Source organism: Streptomyces sp. NPDC086989 (assembly GCF_044745505.1).
GTDB lineage: Bacteria > Actinomycetota > Actinomycetes > Streptomycetales > Streptomycetaceae > Streptomyces.
On the sequence record NZ_JBIVAL010000015.1, the window covers coordinates 144,318 to 161,682 of the forward strand.

The 17,365-nt window shown below is 71.5% G+C and carries 17 protein-coding genes and 1 pseudogene; 9 read left to right on the top strand and 9 right to left on the bottom strand.

The window, feature by feature from the left end:
- Window positions 1-566 precede the first annotated feature (566 nt).
- Window positions 567-3,959: a BTAD domain-containing putative transcriptional regulator gene (locus tag ACIPK4_RS31210; RefSeq protein WP_402318856.1), complete on the bottom strand. Its 3,393-nt coding sequence runs from the start codon at window positions 3,957-3,959 to the stop codon at window positions 567-569.
- Window positions 3,960-4,140: 181 nt separating this feature from the next.
- Between ACIPK4_RS31210 and ACIPK4_RS31215 the strand changes: the two genes are divergently transcribed.
- The 3 genes from ACIPK4_RS31215 to ACIPK4_RS31225 are packed head-to-tail and all read left to right on the top strand — an operon-like array spanning window position 4,141 to window position 5,449.
- Complete coding sequence (locus ACIPK4_RS31215; RefSeq protein WP_402318859.1) at window positions 4,141-4,389, top strand: hypothetical protein; 249 nt, start codon at window positions 4,141-4,143, stop codon at window positions 4,387-4,389.
- Window positions 4,386-5,324 carry a pyridoxamine 5'-phosphate oxidase family protein gene (locus ACIPK4_RS31220; protein WP_402318861.1) on the top strand — a complete coding sequence of 313 codons (939 nt, stop codon included), beginning with the start codon at window positions 4,386-4,388 and terminating at the stop codon, window positions 5,322-5,324. Before ACIPK4_RS31215 ends, ACIPK4_RS31220 begins: the two co-directional genes overlap by 4 nt.
- Window positions 5,321-5,449 (top strand): hypothetical protein, encoded by a 129-nt coding sequence (locus ACIPK4_RS31225; RefSeq protein WP_402318863.1) that lies wholly within the window; start codon window positions 5,321-5,323, stop codon window positions 5,447-5,449. The genes ACIPK4_RS31220 and ACIPK4_RS31225 overlap by 4 nt, the downstream gene beginning before the upstream one ends.
- A 332-nt stretch (window positions 5,450-5,781) precedes the next feature.
- Here the strand turns inward: ACIPK4_RS31225 and ACIPK4_RS31230 are convergent, their stop codons facing one another.
- A complete protein-coding gene (locus ACIPK4_RS31230) occupies window positions 5,782-6,204 on the bottom strand; it encodes a hypothetical protein (protein WP_402318866.1) in 423 nt (140 codons plus the stop codon).
- Between the two features lie 204 nt (window positions 6,205-6,408).
- A complete protein-coding gene (gene uvrA / locus ACIPK4_RS31235; RefSeq protein WP_402318869.1) occupies window positions 6,409-8,877 on the bottom strand; it encodes an excinuclease ABC subunit UvrA in 2,469 nt (822 codons plus the stop codon).
- A gap of 647 nt (window positions 8,878-9,524) precedes the next feature.
- Between uvrA and ACIPK4_RS31240 the strand changes: the two genes are divergently transcribed.
- The 4 genes from ACIPK4_RS31240 (at window position 9,525) to ACIPK4_RS31255 (ending at window position 12,289) form a co-directional block, all read left to right on the top strand.
- On the top strand, window positions 9,525-10,700 hold the full coding sequence (locus tag ACIPK4_RS31240; protein WP_402318870.1) for a glutathione-independent formaldehyde dehydrogenase: 1,176 nt from the start codon (window positions 9,525-9,527) through the stop codon (window positions 10,698-10,700).
- 288 nt (window positions 10,701-10,988) lie between these two features.
- Complete coding sequence (locus tag ACIPK4_RS31245; protein WP_402318873.1) at window positions 10,989-11,555, top strand: type 1 glutamine amidotransferase domain-containing protein; 567 nt, start codon at window positions 10,989-10,991, stop codon at window positions 11,553-11,555.
- A gap of 137 nt (window positions 11,556-11,692) precedes the next feature.
- A complete protein-coding gene (locus ACIPK4_RS31250; protein WP_402318876.1) occupies window positions 11,693-11,887 on the top strand; it encodes a hypothetical protein in 195 nt (64 codons plus the stop codon).
- Window positions 11,888-11,890: 3 nt separating this feature from the next.
- Entirely contained in the window at window positions 11,891-12,289 is a 399-nt protein-coding gene (locus ACIPK4_RS31255) for a hypothetical protein (RefSeq protein WP_402318879.1), read from the top strand.
- Here ACIPK4_RS31255 and ACIPK4_RS31260 read toward each other — a convergent pair.
- Window positions 12,250-12,645 (bottom strand): CPCC family cysteine-rich protein, encoded by a 396-nt coding sequence (locus ACIPK4_RS31260; protein ID WP_402318881.1) that lies wholly within the window; start codon window positions 12,643-12,645, stop codon window positions 12,250-12,252. The genes ACIPK4_RS31255 and ACIPK4_RS31260 overlap by 40 nt on opposite strands.
- Before the next feature lie 56 nt (window positions 12,646-12,701).
- On the opposite strand from ACIPK4_RS31260, the pseudogene ACIPK4_RS31265 reads away from it, so the two are divergent.
- A pseudogene (locus ACIPK4_RS31265) lies at window positions 12,702-12,827 on the top strand (integrase core domain protein); the annotation flags it as partial.
- 395 nt (window positions 12,828-13,222) lie between these two features.
- Here ACIPK4_RS31265 and ACIPK4_RS31270 read toward each other — a convergent pair.
- The gene (locus ACIPK4_RS31270; protein WP_402318883.1) at window positions 13,223-13,588 is read right to left on the bottom strand and encodes an alpha-amylase; all 366 of its coding nucleotides are present in this window, start codon (window positions 13,586-13,588) and stop codon (window positions 13,223-13,225) included.
- Between the two features lie 197 nt (window positions 13,589-13,785).
- Here ACIPK4_RS31270 and ACIPK4_RS31275 point away from each other — a divergent pair, with 197 nt between their 5' ends.
- Window positions 13,786-14,670, top strand: a complete 885-nt coding sequence (locus ACIPK4_RS31275) for a DUF2268 domain-containing protein (RefSeq protein WP_402318885.1) — start codon at window positions 13,786-13,788, stop codon at window positions 14,668-14,670.
- Window positions 14,671-14,825: 155 nt separating this feature from the next.
- On the opposite strand, the gene ACIPK4_RS31280 is transcribed toward ACIPK4_RS31275, so the two are convergent.
- Genes ACIPK4_RS31280 through ACIPK4_RS31295 form a run of 4 tightly spaced genes read right to left on the bottom strand, consistent with a single transcriptional unit; the run spans window position 14,826 to window position 17,291 of the window.
- Complete coding sequence (locus ACIPK4_RS31280; protein WP_402318888.1) at window positions 14,826-15,737, bottom strand: phosphotriesterase; 912 nt, start codon at window positions 15,735-15,737, stop codon at window positions 14,826-14,828.
- Window positions 15,731-16,315, bottom strand: a complete 585-nt coding sequence (locus ACIPK4_RS31285; protein WP_402318891.1) for a DUF4865 family protein — start codon at window positions 16,313-16,315, stop codon at window positions 15,731-15,733. Before ACIPK4_RS31285 ends, ACIPK4_RS31280 begins: the two co-directional genes overlap by 7 nt.
- A gap of 14 nt (window positions 16,316-16,329) precedes the next feature.
- Window positions 16,330-16,719 (bottom strand): cupin domain-containing protein, encoded by a 390-nt coding sequence (locus tag ACIPK4_RS31290; RefSeq protein WP_402318893.1) that lies wholly within the window; start codon window positions 16,717-16,719, stop codon window positions 16,330-16,332.
- 11 nt (window positions 16,720-16,730) lie between these two features.
- Window positions 16,731-17,291, bottom strand: a complete 561-nt coding sequence (locus ACIPK4_RS31295; RefSeq protein WP_402318895.1) for a TetR/AcrR family transcriptional regulator — start codon at window positions 17,289-17,291, stop codon at window positions 16,731-16,733.
- Window positions 17,292-17,365 lie beyond the last annotated feature (74 nt).

The window sequence follows — 17,365 nt, forward strand, 5'->3', positions numbered from 1 at the left end:
GGTTCCGTGAAGCGATGCCGAGGCAGCGCTGGTCCTCTTGAAAGCGCTGAGAGACGACCTGAGGCTCAGGGAGCGTGCTTCCCGCCTTGGGCCCATTCGCGTGGCCGATCCGCAACAGGGCCCTGGCCGCGCCGTCGCCTGCTGGGGAAGCAGGCCCTGATGGAACTCGTCGCCTAGCCGCGGCCGGACGACGTGACCTCCAGCGGGGAGCACCTTCTTCGTCTGAGGCCTCCGCGGGCGGCCTGAGGCTGCGGCTGGTTCACCGCCCAGGCCACTGCGAACCGGGCGAGCGCGCGCGGCTCCCGCCAGGACTTGTCCGGCCGATCATGTGACTGCTTTGCGTCAAGGTCGTTGATGTGTACATGGGGCGGCGTGATTTGAGTGATGCCGAGTGGGAACTGTTGTGGCCGTTCCTGCCGGTCAGCAACAGGCGTTGTGGCAGGTGGCGGGATCACCGGCAGGGGATTGACGGGCTTCTGCACCCGGTGCGGACCGGCGTTCAGGTGGCGTGACCTGCCCGAACGGTTCGTGGCTGGGGAAGACGGTCTACGAACAGAAGCGCTACGTCACAGGGCGAACGTCCGGCGCCGATCACGGTCGGCCGCCATGTCCGCCGCTGCGCGGCGTGCGGCGTGGGCGTGGTGGGGGGCGTTCCAGGCCAGGGCGACACGTTCGGCCAGCGCGTAGGCAGCGGCCGCGGCTCCGTCTTCGCCGAGGAGGCGGTGCAGGTCGGCCAGGGGATGGGCGAGCGGGCGGGTGGCGTAGGCGGCGTTCGCCGCGCCGCCGAACTGGTCCCGGACCGGCCGCAGATGCTCGACCAGCAGGGCCGCGGCGTCGGTGTCGGCGTGCAGGACGGCGAGTTCGCTGCGGTAGTCGAGCTCCATGCCGTAGAGGTGGTCCGTCACCGGTTGCGGGGGGAAGCTTACGTCGCGTGCCTCGTCCAGCCGGCCCTGGCGGGCCAGCACGAGAGCGTGCGCCACGGCTACGGGGGCACCCACGGCCTCGTGCACCTCGCGGACGCTGCGCGCGATGTCGGCGGTCCGCCCTTGAGTGAAGCGGATGGTCCACAGGCCGAGCGTGCGCGGGCCGGTCGCGTGGTGCGCCCCGACCCGCTGGAACAGCTCCTCCGCCTGGGCGTACCGTTCCTCCGCCTCCCGGAACCGGCCCGCGATGGCGGCGAGCATGGCCAGGGTCGTGACGTTGATGCCGTGGGCCCACAGCATCCCGTAGCGGTGCGCGAGATCCAAGCCCGCGGTCGTGTGCTTGTGGACGGCTGCGGGCTCGTTGCGGACGGCCGCCGTCACGGCATCGAGGTGCTCGCACACCCAGCGGTGGGCGGGCAGGTCGTGCTCCGCGGCGAGCCCGCGCAGTTCGGCGACGAGCGGCGGCCGGGTGGCGCCCTGCAGCTCGTAGGGCAGCAGCTTCGCCGAGGTCATCAGGGCCGAGGCGAGCAGCCGTGGTCCGCCGACGGAGCGGGCCACGGCCAGCTGTGCGTCGGCGGCGTCGCCGGCACGCGCGGCGTCCTCGCCGGCCACGGCGTCGGCGAGGACCTGGAGCACGCGGGCCCGTGTCGCCCCGTCCAGGGAGTGGTCGCGGGCGAGCCGTTCGAGACGGGCCAGCGCGGTCCGGTCGAAGAACCCCTCCAGGCGGCTGCGCCAGGGTGAGGGCTCTGTCCAGGCCCCGTAGACCGCCGCCACCAGGTCGTCCCGATGGGCCCGTACCGCGAGGTCCACGGCCCGCTGCCGGGTGCGCCGGGCCGCTGCCGTGGCGCCGGCGCGCAGCTGCGCCCCGAGCAGGCGCATCAGGAGGGCGAGGGTGGCGTCGGGGTCCGCGTACGGGTCGGCGGTGGCCGCGCCGTGCACGTCCAGCGCCTGTGCGATCAGCCCGACCGCGACGTCGTGCGCGTACCGGCGCTCCGCCAGCTCGGCGGCGCGCAGGGCGTATTCGACGGCCAGCGGCGCGTTCACGGCGCTGCCGGATCGGGCGAAGTGGTGGGCGAGCGCGGCCAGGTCGTCGGGTCGCTGCCGGTGCAGCGTCCGGGCGATGCGGTCGTGAAGCCGGGATCGCCGTACGCCGGACAGGTCGGCGTAGACGGTGTCGCGGACCAACGCGTGCACGAAGCCGACCCGGCCGGGTCCCGCCTCGGTCAGCAGGTCCGCGGCGAGTGCGGCGTCGAGTCCTTCGAGTACGGTCTCCTCGTCCGCGTCGGACGCCTCGACCAGCAGGGCGACGTCCGCCTCCACCCCTACGGCGGCGGCGAGACGCACGGCCGCCAGCGCGGCGTCGGGCAGCAGGGCCAGGCGCCTGCGCAGGACGTCCCGGACGCCCTGGGGGACCTCGGAGAGGGCCACCAGCGCCCCTTCGCTGTCGAGCAGGCGCGCGCTCTCCCAGACGTAGAACGGATTGCCTCCGGTCCGTGCCGTGATCGTGGCCACGGTCGCCCGGTCGACCGGCTCGCGGCAGACGGCGCCGACGACGGTCGCGACGTCGCGCGCCGAGAGTCCGCCGAGCGCGATCCGGTGCGGGAGGCGCGGGGCGAGCTGCGCGAGGGTCTTGCCCAGCCGGTCCGTCGCCTCGGCGGGCCGGTAGCAGGCAGTGGTGAGCAAGGGGACGCCGGTGACCGCGGCGGCTGCTTCGAGCAGGGCCAGCGTTTCCCCGTCGGCGCGGTGCAGGTCGTCGAGCAGCACCGCGAGGGGCCGCCCGGCGGAGGCGGCGGTGAGCCACGCTGCGAAGGCGCGGTGCGTACGGAAGCGGTCGGCTGCCGCCTCGTCGCGCGTGGCGGCGGCCGTCCCTTCCGGCTCGTGCAGGAGTACGGCCAGGTCCGCCGCGTGCGCGGGGGGCACCTCCCGGGCGAGCGCACCGAGTGCCTCCACCCACGCCCAGGCAGGCGGAGCCCCCTCCTGCCCGGGGCAGCGGCCGGTCACCACGGTCCAGCCCTCGCGGCGCAGCCGGTGCGCGAACCGGTCGAGGAAGGCGGACTTGCCGGCTCCCGCTTCGCCGGTGACCAGCAGTAGTCCGCCGGCGGTACGGGCCTGTCGTGCCGCGGTGTCGGCGGCGCGGAGTTCCTCGTGCCGGCCGAGGAAGAGGGGCGGTCGGCCGACGGGCAGGGGGCCGGAGCTCCGGGCGTTGCCGTGGGCGGGCCGGTCGATCTCCGTACGCGGCTCCGGTTCGGCGGTGCCGGGCCGTTGCTCCGGCACGTGCGTGCGCAGCACGTCCAGCCGCTGGTCGAGTAGGGCGTGCTCCAGCTCGACCAGGGCGGGGGAGGGATCGCAGCCCAGCTCCTCGCGCAGCACCGCCCGGGCCCGGCGCAGCGCGGCCAGGGCGTCGGCGCGCCGCCCGCACGCCCAGTGGGCGAGTGCGAGCAGCCGCCAGCCCTCCTCCCGCAGCGGGTACTCGCCCACCAGGGACGCGGCGGCCGACGCTGCCCTGACGGTGTGTCCGGTGCGCAGGTCCGCGGCGAGGGCCAGCTCGCGGGCGTCCGCCCGCAGCGCGGCCAGCCGGGCGGCTTCGGGCCGGGCCCACGTCTCGTCGGAGAACTCCTGGAAGGCCGGGCCCCGCCACCAGGCCAGCGCCTCGGCCAGCAGTTCCCGTGCCTGCGCGGCCGGGGCGCGCTGCGCCCGGTCCAGCCGGTCCTCGAACCGCCAGGCGTCCACAGCGTCCTGGGGGAGGAGCAGGGCGTACCCCGGAGCGGAGGTGACCAGGACCGTCGCAGGCGTGCGCGGCGGCCGATCGGGTTCGAGCACACGGCGCAGGTTGGACACGTAGGCATGCAGTGACACGGTGGCCTTGGCCGGCGGGGTGCCGCGCCACAAGTCGTCGGCAAGCCGGTCGACGGACACCACCGCCCCCCGGGCCGCAAGCAGGCAGGCGAGCACGGCCCTCTGCCGCGGCGCTCCCAGGGGGATCGGCGTTCCTCTCGTCTCGGCCTCCAAGGAGCCCAGCACTCGTATGCGCAACACGTCCGGAAATCTACCGGAGGTGGCGGGAACGAGTCGTCAACGAAGGCTGAACGCCCAGGTCGGAGGCGGTTGCGGCACGGTACGTAGAGACGGCCCATGTGTTCGCCAAGCCAACACCAAGTGGCGGCGGGCAGTTTCGGTACGTCCATTGCCCCGTATGTGATCCATGGAGCGACCGAGAGTGTCCCCCAGCACCACCTCCCAACGACCCCACATCCGCGAGATGGTCTTGCTCCACCGCGCCTTCCGCCGCGAGTCGGCGTTGCTGTCGCGGCTGGTCCGGACCGCTCCGCAGGGTGCGAACGCCCGCGCCGCACGTGTCGGTGCGCATCCGGCCGCGTACACGGCGGTCGGACGCAGGCAGTACGCCTTTTCCGGCCGGGCCCTGAGGGCCACCTTCTTCGAGCTCGACGGTGGCGCGGCGCGATGACCGTACTCGACTCCGCCCCCGCGGCCCTGGACGCCTACCGGACCTGCGAGTTCGTCACCCTCGGCAAGAAGGGAACCCCGCTGGCCTGGCCCACGGCGGTGGCCCGGCGCCCGGACGGGACCCTCCTGGTGACCACCTCCCTGGCCTTCGCGCAGAAGGCGCTGAACGTGCGCCGGGACGGGAGGGTCGCCCTGCTCTTCTCGGACCCGACGGGCAGCGGCCTCGATGCCGCCCCGCAGGTCTACGTGGGAGGGCGGGCCCAGTGCCCGGACGAGATCATGACCGGCCCGGAAGGAGCGGAGGAGTACTGGCGGATGCTCTTCGAGCGACAGCCGCACAGCCGTTCGTACCTCTCGCTGCCCATGCGGCCACTGATGCAGTGGTACTACCTACGGCTCCTCATCACCATCGAGCCCGAGCAAATGACCGTACGGCCGCCCCTGGCCGCGCTGTCTGAACCGGGCGCACCGGCAGCCGTCACAGGGACCGAGGCGCTGTGCGGCGCCGCGCAGCTGAGCCGCTTCCCCACGGCCGTGCTGGCCGCGCGGGACGCCACCGGGGCGCCGTTGCTCGCCCGGACCCGGCCGCGACCCACCCCGGCGGGCTACCTGGTGGACGTGCCGCCCGACTGCGCGGTGGAACGCGGGCCTGCCTCGCTGCTCGTGCACCGGCACGACGAGCGGCTCAACCACATGTACAACGCCTCCCTCCGCGGGGACCTGAGGCGCACCGACGAGGGCTGGTTGCTGGTCCCGTCGGCCGTGGTCGAACCGATGAGGTCGGGGCGGCCGATGGACGCGTTCCGCGTCCTGCGGCACACGAAGCGCTCCACCGACCGCTACCTGGAGCGCCGGGGGTTGTCCCGGCCTACGGTGCAGTGGGACCGCTTCCGTGCCCTGGCGAAGCCCGCGGCGCAGAAGGAGCAGCCCTCATGAGCTTGCTGACGGCCCGCCTCGCTGCCGCGCTCACGGGCGTCCGGAGCCGAGCCGCACACCGACGCCCCCGGATCCGGGCCGGCGAGGACCGGATGCGGCAGGTGATGCGTTCGCCGCACCACTGACCCGCGAACCGCCTGCGGCTCGGCACTTGCCGGGGGCGGCCTCCCGCCTTCGGTCGCCGCGCAGGGCTTGTCGTCTCGCACCGGCCCTGCTGACCGACCCCTCGCTGACCGGCATGTCTCCCGGCGAACTGCACGACCTGGTCCAGACTCCGGCAGCCGACGGAGACACCCGGCGAGGCCGCCCGCCCCGTCTCGGTCACTGGCCACAGCGCGAGGGGGGCCGGGCCGGCGTCTACTGGGAACCTGTCACGACGCGACACAGGCGAGCACATCCTCATCGAGCTCACTTCGGATCAGTGGCCTCGAGGTGGACGACCAGAGGGCAAGCGCACTCAGCGCACGAAGCCCGTTACTGTGCCGTGGTTGTCGGGAGAGGTCAGGCCCCAGAGCATCAGTCCCACGATGATTGCCAGCAGGATCAGCCCTGGCACGTTCTCGGGCCCCCAACCGGCGGAATGCCGAACCGGTGGGCCGGGTGCGGCGTCGTCGCGTGCAGCGTCGGAGTCGGCGCGCTGCCAGGGCGCGACATCGGCCTCACCCCGGGCGATCCGCGCGGCCACGTGGCGTACGTCGGCCGCGTGGTAGGCCGGCTCGCCGGTCGGGTCCGGGGAGCGCACAGTCGAGGTGCGTACGCTGTTGGCCCGCGCCACGGCCGTGATGCTGATCGGCCTGATCTGCGGCCACATCTCCCGGACTTCGGCCTTCGTCAGCCAGCCTTCGCCGTCCTGATGGTCCTGCTCCTCCGCTGCCCCCATGCGAAGTCCGCCTCCTCGCTCGCCGATCACCCTTGGCTTGATACCCAGACCGCCGAAAGATCACCCGGCCGGGCAGTCACACTCGAACTCACGCCCATCACGTCGCGCGAACGATGTCCGCCACAAGCTGGAACGCAGCATGGCGACGCGCGCGACCCCGCGCCCCGAACCCGGCTGACCGGTGCTCATCCCCTCGCGCCGTCGTCAGGAGCGCGCGAGCCGGGCCGCGAGGTAGGGCGCGGTAGCGCTGCGGCGGGCTCTCGCCACCTTGGCCGGCGGGCCCGCCGCGACCACCCGCCCGCCCGCGTCGCCGCCGCCCGGCCCGAGGTCGATGACCCAGTCGGCGGTGGTGATCGTGTCCAGGTCGTGCTCGACGAGGACGACCGTGTTGCCGGCGTCGACGAGCCGGTGCAGCTGCCGCAGCAGCAGCGCGACGTCCGAGGGGTGCAGCCCCGCCGTCGGCTCGTCGAGCAGGTAGAGCGCGTGGCCGCGGCGGGCTCGCTGCAGTTCAGTGGCCAGTTTGATGCGTTGCGCCTCACCGCCGCTGAGTTCCGTCGCGGGCTGTCCCAGCCGCAGGTACCCCAGTCCCACCTCGCGCAACGTCTCCAGACTGCGGGAGGCGGCCGGGACGGCGGACAGGAACTCGGCGCCGGCGTCGACGGACAACCCCAGCACGTCCGCGATGTTCTTGCCGCGGTAGGTGACTTCCAGCGTTTCGGCGTTGTACCGGGCACCCTGGCAGGTCGGGCACGGTGCGTAGGTGCCGGGCAGGAAGAGCAGTTCCACCGCGACGAATCCTTCGCCCTGGCAGGTCTCGCACCGTCCTTCGGGCACGTTGAAGGAGAACCGCCCGGCCGAGTAGCCGCGCGCCCTGGCCTCGTCCGTCGCCGCGTACAGCTTGCGCACCGCGTCGAACATCCCCGTGTACGTGGCCAGGTTGGAACGTGGCGTTCTGCCAATGGGCCGTTGGTCGACCCGGACCAGCCGGTCGAACGACTCGACCCCCGACGTGTCCTGGACGTCAACGACCAGCTGCGCCTCATCGGGCTCCTCGGGTACGAGTCCGAGGTGGCCGCGGACGACCTCGGCGAGCACCTGCGTCACCAGTGTCGACTTTCCGGAACCGGACACGCCCGTCACCGCCGTCAGTACGCAGAGCGGTACGTCGACGGACACGTCGCGCAGATTGTGGCGGGAGACGCCGCTCAGGTGCAGCCAGCCATGCGGGGTGCGCGGGCGGTGACCGAGCGGCTGGACGCGCCCGAACAGGTACTGGCTCGTGGCCGACTCCGCCACCCGCTCCAGACCGGCGACCGGGCCGCTGTACAGCACGCGGCCGCCGCCCTCGCCCGCGCCGGGGCCGATGTCGACCACCCAGTCTGCCCGCCGTACGACGTCCATGTCGTGCTCGACGACGAACAGCGAGTTGCCCGCCGCCTTGAGGCGCTCCAGCACCTCCAGCAGCGGCTCCGCGTCAGCCGGGTGCAGGCCCGCGGAGGGCTCGTCCAGGACGTAGACGACGCCGAACAGCCCCGAGCGCAGCTGGGTGGCGATCCGCAGGCGCTGCGCCTCGCCGGGCGACAGGGTCGTCGAGCGGCGCCCGAGGCTGAGATATCCCAGGCCCAGGTCGAGCAGTACCTCGACCCGCGCGACCAGATCGCCGCAGATCCGTACCGCGACCTCGGTCGTCTCACCGGATCGCGCCGTCGACGTGGTGGCGTCGGCCTCGGACCGCCTCGCGACGGGCCGCAGCAGGGCCACGACCTCGGTGAGCGGCATCGCGTTGATCTCGGCGATGGAACGTCCGGCGAAGGTCACGGCGAGCGCCTCGGGCCGCAGTCCGCTGCCGTGACACTCGGGGCAGGGCACACTCCTGACGAACCGGAGCGCCCGTTCGCGCATCTTCTCGCTCTTGGAGTCGGCGAGGACGTGCATGACGTGCTTGCGGGCGCTCCAGAACTTGCCCTGGTAGCCGTAGTCGATGCGGTCCTCCTCCGGCTCGATGTACACGGAGGGCTGCTCGTCCGTGTACAGCAGCCAGTTCCGGTCCCGCTTCTTGAGCCTGCGCCACGGTCGGTCGATGTCGATTCCCAGGCCGCTGACGACACTGCGGAGGTTGGCGCCCTGCCAGGCGCCCGGCCACGCGGCGATAGCCCCCTCGCGGATGCTCAGCGAGGGATCCGGTACGAGCAGGTCCTCGGCGACGTCGTGCACGACCCCCAGTCCGTGGCACTCCGGGCAGGCGCCGGCCACGGTGTTGGGCGAGAACGACTCGGCTTCCAGCCGTGCGGCCCGGGGCGGATAGGTGCCGGCGCGGGAGTACAGCATGCGCAGCAGATTGGACAGCGTGGTGAGGGTGCCCACCGTCGAGCGCGAGCTGGGCGCCCCGCGCCGCTGCTGCAGGGCCACAGCCGGTGGCAGTCCGGTGATTTCCTGCACGTGCGGTGCGCCGACTTGTTGCAACAGCCTTCGGGCGTACGGTGCCACGGACTCGAAATAGCGCCGCTGGGCCTCCGCGTAGAGCGTGCCGAACGCGAGCGAGGACTTGCCCGAACCGGAGACGCCGGTGAAGGCGACCATCGCGTCCCGCGGAACGTCGAGGTCGATGTTCCGCAGGTTGTTCTCACTGGCGCCCCGGACGTGCACGAAGGGGTCGGTCGCGTCCTTGTTCACCGTTCCTGATTACCTGATCGCGCCGGGAACCGCGCGACAGGCGCCGTTACCTGGCCTCGCTCACACGAGCGTCCGGATCGCTGGTTCGACTCGAATGGACCCGACAGACGCGTGCAGATCTGAACGGCCCCGGCGGCGGGGCCCTCGTCGGCGCCAGATGGGGCGAAGGCCATGGCATCTGGGTGAACCCTGCGGGGGCTGTGCCCGCGGCTGCGCTCGCGGGCGCCGCCTCGCCATCAAAGGCTGCGCCCCGGTCTCACCAGCTGAGCGGTCCGCCGCGTGATCCCCCGCGCCGGCCGCCGGCCGCCGGCCGGCGTGCCGGTGGTAGGGGCTGCACAGGCGGTCATTCAGATCGGCCCACGCCCGTTGACCAGGAAGTTTCGCTTGAATGACCTGGTTGATCGGTGCGTGGTTGTTTCGTGTCGGAGGACGACGGGTAGCCGCACGGTGCGCCGCCGGAGCCCGAAGCTCCGCCTGGCGGGCCGACGGCGGCACCACCGTTCCACCGGATCCGGGTGGACGGACCCGCAGACGTGTGCCCGGAGCCACGGAACCCGTCGTAGCGAGCGACTTCCGAGAGTCAGGCTTTTTGCGCCGTCTCATCATCGCCGTGCCGCGGTCATGCCGTGACACCGAGGGAAGCCATCATGAAAGCAGCCGTATATGAAGGACCGCGAACGGTCACAGTGAAGGACGTACCAGACGCGAAGATCGAACATCCCTGCGACATCATCGTCAAGATCACCACCACCAACATCTGCGGTTCGGACCTGCACATGTACGAGGGCCGCACCTCGTTCGAGTCCGGCCGCACCCTGGGACACGAGAACATGGGCCAGGTGGTGGAGGTCGGCTCGGCCGTCCGCAAGGTCCAGGTCGGCGAGTACGTGGTCCTGCCCTTCAACATCGCCTGCGGCTTCTGCAAGCAGTGCGAGCAGGGTCTGACCAACTACTGCCTGACCATGCAGCCGGAAACCGCCCTCGCGGGAGCCGCCTACGGATTCGCCGACATGGGTCCCTACCAGGGCGGCCAGGCGGAGCTGCTGCGCGTGCCCTACGGCGACTTCAACGCGTTGCGTCTGGGTGAGGACGCCGCCGAGCGGCAGACCGACTACGTGATGCTCGCCGACATCTTCCCCACCGGGTATCACGCCACCGAGATGGCCCACGTCAAGCCCGGTGACCAGACCATCGTCTTCGGGGCCGGTCCCGTCGGACTGATGGCGACCTACTCTGCCCTCCTCAAGGGCGCCGGCCGCGTCTGGACGGCCGACCACCAGCCCGACCGGCTGCGCAAGGCGGAGGAACTCGGGGCGATCCCGATCAACACCGCCGAACAGAACCCGGCGGAGGTCGTCAAGGAAGCCACCCTCGGTCTGGGCGCCGACAACGGCTGCGAGTGCGTCGGCTACCAGGCGCACGACCCCCAGGGACACGAGGACGCCAGCCTCACGCTCAACGGCCTGATCGACTCGGTCAGGTTCACGGGCGACATCGGCGTGGTGGGCGTCTTCCTGCCCCAGGATCCGGGCGGCGCAGAGGCTCAGGGGGAGCTCGAAGCGCAGGGCAAGGTTCCGATCGACTTCGGGCTGATGTGGTTCAAGGGCCAGCGCATGGGGACCGGGCAGGCGCCGGTCAAGAGGTACAACCGGGCGCTGCGGGACCTGATCGCCGGCGGGAAGGCGAAGCCGAGTTTCGTCGTCTCCCACGAGCTCAGCCTGGACGAGGCCCCCACCGCCTACGAGCACTTCGACGCCCGTGACGAAGGCTGGACCAAGGTCGTCCTGCATCCCGACGGACACGGCAACGGCCGCAAGCGGTAAGAGCCCCGGGGTCGCCGTCCGCCTGCTCGGCCGCCCGCAAGGACATATCCGGCCGGCGAACGGCGTCCGGCCTACCGGGCCGGCGAACGGCGTCCGGCCCGGTAGGGCGGACGGCGGACCCCCTGGACGCGCGCTAGTCGGCAAGCCGGATCTGCATTCGCTCGTGAACTCAAGCCATGAATTCGCTGGTTGTGACACTGCAAGCCACTTCAAGCCCATGGCGCGCGTCACGTCCACGCTGGGTCCGGGCGGCAGCCCTCATCAGCTTTCACTGAAGGGATGAGTACGATGGCACATGAACTCCGCGGTCGGAAGGTCGCGATCCTGGCGGCCGACGGCGTCGAGCGGGTCGAGCTCGAGCAGCCGCGTGGCGCCCTGCTCGGCGCCGGGGCGGAGACAGAGGTCCTCTCCATCCGTCCCGGCGACATCCAGGCCCGCCAGGGGGACCTGGACTCGGCAGGGACCCTCCCCGTCGACCGGCTCGTCTCGGACGCCTCCACAGACGACTACGACGCCCTGCTGCTGCCCGGCGGCACCATGAACCCCGACCAGCTCCGTGTCAACAAGGACGCCGTCGGCTTCGTCAAGGCCTTCGTGGACTCGGGGAAGCCCGTGGCCGCGATCTGCCACGGCCCGTGGACGCTGGTGGAGGCCGATGTCGTGCGCGGACGCCGATTCACCTCGTGGCCGAGCATCCGCACGGATCTGCGTAATGCAGGAGCCGAGGTCGTCGACGAGGAGGTCGTCATCGACGGCCAGTTCACCTCGAGCCGGTCGCCCGCGGACCTGCCGGCCTTCTGCGCCGCCATCGTCGACCAGTTCGCCCATGCCGGCCGCCCGGACTCCGGTGCCTAGATGGCGTGTGGGCGTACGCGTGGTGAACGTGCTCGGCCACGTCCGAGGGACAGGCCCGGTCTCTCCGCCTCGTCGGGCATCGGGCGGGAACGCTCGTGGACGGATGGTGGACGACGTCGCGCCGCTGATCGACGCTATTGCTGCGCGGCTTCTTCCGCTGCCTGGACGAGGACAGCGACTTCCTGATCGCGGACGAACCACTGCCCCGATTCCTCGACGACGCCGCAGCCGCGAAGTTGCTGGCTGCCGCTTTGGCCACCCGGGCGATCAACCAGGACATGTCCCTCGAGGCCATCGCCGCACTGCTCTCGGTCACCGGTCGTTGTCCATGACGCGTGTTCGCGTGGATCGCCGACCGCACTGTCGCGGACGAGTACTTCGCCGACTCGGAGAAGGTCGAGGCCCTCTACGACGCTCCACGCCGACCGCCGGCCGAAGCCGAGGGTCCGGAGAGGGGAGAGCTCCGCCGGGAAATGCACCGCCAGATGCCCGGCAACGGCTACTGCGCTCGCCCGGTCGAGACGGACTGCCACTTCGAGTTGATCTGTGAGTCGTGCACGTTCTTCGTCACCACAATCGAGTTCCGCCCGACCCTCGAACGTCGGCGGGACGACGTGGCGGCCAAGGGCCAGGTCGCCCGCGAGGAGACTTCGACGGCCTCCTGGCCCGATTCGACGAACGGGCCGGATGACAGTCATCCGACCGCGGGACGCCAGAAACCCGTGTTCCGATAGCGCCACCAGTAAAGGACCGTCTGATCGACTGGCCACACGGCCAGCTGAACGCCCTGGGGCTCGAAGTGGTCGCGCTCGGGATCGATAGGCCGCCAACTCCGATCCTGCGGCTCGTCGTCCCCCGGCGGGCGGACATGCTCCACGGACCGCTCATCACAGGCCCCGAATGCCTGGTAGTTCTGTTGCGCCTTGACCAGCGAGGTCCGATTGGCGCCCACTGCCCAGTCGGGCCAGCGCAGCTGCAGGGCGTCGTCCTCCCAGAAGCACACCGGGCAGATCTCATACGAGCCGGGCGGCTCGCCCATTGTCAGACGGCCGCAGCACACACAGGGATACTTCAGGATCACGCCCGACATCCTGTCCCACCCCACAGTGAGCCCCAACCGGTTTCTCAGCGTTGCAGCGAGACCCGCATATCAGAGGGGTGCCCATGTGGATCGTCTACGACCGCACCAAGGCCGTCGTCCGCCGGCATGTCGCACCAGGCAAGGCTGTCCCGCTTCACCCGGAGGCGGTCGGGTTTGCCGGGCATCTGGAGATACGCGCGCGGTGCGGCGGGATCGTGCTCCCACGCCGCTGCCCGGCGCCCGCCGGCCGCCGCCCGCCGACGCCGCGGCGGCCGGCTCACGCGCTCGCCCCGAGAACACCCAGCCGCTTCCACTGCGCCGCGTTCAGGTCGGCCCATCCTGCGCTGCCGATCCAGCCACCGCCCGACATCCGCTCGGTGCCAGGTCGCCGCGGGCACGATCTCGTCCCCAGCGGCCCGGCCCGCAGTCACCAGCGCCTGCACGCCTGCGTAATGGCTGCCAGTCGATCGACCAGTCCGGGCACCACCGAACGGCCCGTTCCTGCTCGACCGTGACCCCGTCTGTGCCGCACGCGGGCCAGGAGCGTGGGCGGAGCCTGTCGTGCCCGTGCTCCGGCGGCGGACGGCTATGGCCTGGCCGGATGGTCGGCAAGCGAGGCGGGCCCGAGGGCTGTGGCGGGCGCAGGTTCGCATGTCTGCAGTCCTGTGACGTGGTTGCCGTTGGTTCCGTAGCCGGCGAACGTCGCCCAGCCGCCGGGGTCGATCAGGCGGCACGGGGCTTCCTGTCCGTTGACATAGGTGACGGTGAGAGCCACGGCGTCGCCGCAACCGTTGTGGACGTCGGTGTAGCGCCAACTCTCGTGATAGTCGGCGCAAGCCGGTGCCTGCGGTCCTGACGCGGCGACGGCGGGTAAAGCGGCGGGGAGCCAGACGGTGGCCAGGAGGAGGGTGAGAACGGCGTGGCGCGCCAGGCGTGTCCTGAGGTTCGTCATGCCCCGTATCTTGCGGGTCCTCCGCCCGGCTTGCAATTTTCTGCAAGAAATTTCAGCCATGCGTGCGGAGCTTGTCCGCCCACGACCCGCCACCGCTCGCTGTGGCTGGACGGGGCAGCGTGGGCACCGGCAGGAACGAGGGCCCAGGACCTTCTGACTTGCCCCTCCCGTAGCGTGAGGCCCTACGGTCCCAGGTCATGAAGATCATTGTTCATGACACGGCTTCCTCCATGCTCGATCTCCTGCGGCGGCCGCTGGAGGAGCGGTCCGACGCCCTACGGGAAATGCTCAGCCCTCTGCACAGCGTGATGTCCGCGGTGGGCGTGGACGTGGTCCAGATGCACACGATGGGCAGCGGCTTCCGGATCGACCGTGAGGACCCGCGCTACCTGACGGCCCTGCATCAGATGCGCGACGCGGGGGTGTGGCACCGGATCGAGGACTGCCTTGCCGCGGCATGGGAGCGGCTGAGCGGCGCGGTGCCCGGAGCCAAGACCGCCGAGACCGTGCATGTCGTGCTGGTACTCGGCGATCCCGATGACGACCTGCTGACGGTCCGCAACGCCGGCTATCTCGGCATGGGCGGTATCCCCGGGGCGATCCAGCTGACGATGTGGCCCACCACGACCAGCCTGGCGAAGATCGGCTACGCCGCCGCGCACGAGCTCCACCACAACGTGCGCTACGCCAACGTGGTCTGGGACCCGATGACGGTCACGGTCGGCGAACAGGTCGTGGCCGAGGGGCTGGCCGAGGCGTTCGTACGGGAACTGGCGGGCGAGCCGGCCATGGGCCCATGGACCACGGCGCTGTCCGGCCCGGAACTGAACGACGTCTGCGAGAAGGTCGCGGCCGGGATCGATGTGGCCGGGATGCAGAATCTGCCCCCGTACGTGTACGGCGATGCCACCGCACGGCATATGGGGCACCAGCCTGTCGGACTGCCGGACTTCGCCGGATATGCGGCCGGCCTTCGGATCGTGGACGCCCATCTGGCAGCCTCCGGCCTCACCGCCGCCCAGAGCACGGTGCTGCCCGCACGCGACATCCTCGCGAACGCAGGGATACCGAGCAGCGCGTGACGCGCGGGCCGACGCCCCCCTGTCGGCCATACCGTCCCTCTGTTACGCGTCGACAGCGCAGCGCGGCGGTATCCCGCGTATCCCGCTCCCCTTCCCGTCACGGACCGGTGACCAGCGTAGGCCTTCGCCCCTCGGGTCGAGCCGGACCGGTCGGCTCAGGTCCAGTCGACGGCGAAGGCCCGCCCGGGGTTCCGCGTGAGGATGTCGTCCACCAGCTCCGCACCGAGGGTGGCCACCAGCCGTGGTCGCAGCCGGCGCAGCAGGTACGGCATCCCAGGGCCGCCGTCGACCGACCGGGCCCCGGAGACGACGGTGTCCCCGCCGAGCAGCAGCCGATGCCCGAAGCCCGCGTCGGCCAGCGCCTTCACCGCGTCGGGCATCCGCCAGTCGGTGGCGTGATGCGCGAGTGAGGGCCCGTCGAACGCCAGGTAGCAGCCCGCCTCCGCGGCCTGGCGCTGCACCACGCCGTCGGGGGAGCGGTTGAGGTGCCCGAGGAGTACCCGGTGCGGTGGGACCTCCAGCTCGTCACACAGCAGGTCGATTACGTCGAGTGCGCCCGTACCGTGCTCCAGGTGGACGGCTATGGGCGCGCCGGTCTCGTGGTGGGCCTCGGCCGCGGCGGCCATCGTCCAGCGTGCGTGCGCGTCGAGGGCGTGGAAGCCGCCCGCGACCTTGATGAGCCCGGCGCGGACGCCCGATGCGCCGATGCCTGTGGTCAGTTCGGTGACGAAGAGGTCGGCGAGCCTGCCGCGCAGCGCGCCCAGGAACTCCGGGTCGTAGTGGGCGGCTTGGTGCAGCCCGGTCGCGCACACCACGTGCACCCCGGCCGCGCGGGACAGCGGCGGCAGGTCCGCGGTCCGTCGTCCCATGCCGTACGGCGTCCACTGGACGACGCTCGCACCGCCCGCGGCGCGGAACGCGGCCAGTTCGGAGCGCGCGGCCGGGACGTCGTCCAGCTCCTGGCCCGGGAGCTTCGGGCTGCGGATGAAGAGGTGGTCGTGGGCGTCGCACACGCCGAGGTCCTCGGGGCGCACGTCTCCGAGGACCGTGCGGACGGAGCTCACCACTGCCGTCCGCGCGGCAGTTCGTGCCTCCCGGGCGCCGACACGTGCAGCACCTCGAAGACCTCGCCCGAGGCCTGGGGCGTGTGGTGGTCCCAGAGCGAGAAGTGGACCAGCTCCCAGCGGTGCGAGTCGACGGCGGCCGCAGCGAGTACGGCGCCGTCCTGCGCCGCCAGCCGCCCCGCTTCGCGCACTGCTTCCTCCATGAACTCCGACAGCGGCACCGCGTCCGGGACCCGCTGTCGCCGGCGTACCGCGGCGACGGCGGGGGAGCGGGCCGCGGAGCCCTCCTCGTAGGCCAGCCCCGTCCACTGCCGCACGTCGGGCCGGCCGAAGTCGTTGACGGGACCCTGGAAGGCGCCTCCCCACAGGAAGGTGTTCATCCCCTCCATGGTGTTCCAGAGGTAGAACGGCGCGTACTGGTTGACCGGCGAACCGTGAACCCCTCGCTCGCGCATCAGATACGTCTTGAAGCCGAGGCCGTCCCAGTCGTCGAGGGCGTGGCCGAGGCGGGAAACGCGGTCGCGGATGATGTCCATGTCGTAGTCGGCGGGCAGGGTCATCTCGTACTGCATGGCGTGCATCGTGAGCTCCTTCCTCAGGCGGGGTAGTTGCCCACGTGTTCGTGCCACTCGACGGTCGAGCCGTCCTCAGCCGCTTCCACGACGGCGAGATGCGTCATGAAGGTGCCGGGGGCGGCGCCGTGCCAGTGCCGCTCGCCGGGCTCGATCCACACGGTGTCGCCCGTCCGGATCGCCGTGACGTCACCGCCCTCGCGCTGGACCAGTCCCTCGCCCTCCAGGACGTGCAGGACCTGGCCGCGCGGATGGCGGTGCCAGGCGGTGTGCGCGCCGGGGGCGAAGTGCACGCTGAACATGCGCAACCGGGACGGTGACTCGGGGGCGGCTATCTCGTCCAGCCACACCGTGCCCGTGAAGTGCTCCGCCGGACCCTGCAGGGTGTCGGGTCGCTTTGTCGTGATGTGCATACGGGAACTCCTCAGGATGCGGGTCGAAGAAGGGAGAGCAGACCGCGTACCCCTGAGTCGAAGGCCGCGGGCGAGCCCGATGCGCGGGCCAGGACGTAGCCCCCCTGCACCGTGGCGAGGACCGTCGCGGCGATCTCCCGCGCGTCGAGGGACCGGTCGAACTGGCCCTGCTCCTGGCCCTCTTCGACGATGCGGGCGAGCTCCTCACGCAGCCAGCCGATCGTCTCGTCCACCGGGGCCCGCAGATCTTCGTTCGCTACCACGTCCGGGTCCATCGTCAGGCGGCCCACGGGGCAGCCGCGCAACACGTCGCGTTCCCGCTCCAGATAGGCCCGGATCCGCTCGTACGGCGTCCCGGGCCCCTCCAGCGCGCTCTGCGCGGCGGCGCGCAGCTCCTCGGCGGTGCGGCGGATCGCGGCCAGCGCGAGATCCGGCTTGCCCTGGAAGTGGTGGTACATGCTGCCCTGGCCCGCGCCCGCGCGCTCCAGGATCGCCTTGGGGCTGGTGCCCACGTAACCGCGCTCCCAGAGCAGTTCGCGGGCGGACTCGATCAGTCGGTCCTGAGTGCTCATGAAGGCAGTGTACATACTAGTAGGTACAGAATGCGAGCTGGACCGCATCATCGGGGGGAGGGGGGAGCAAGCCG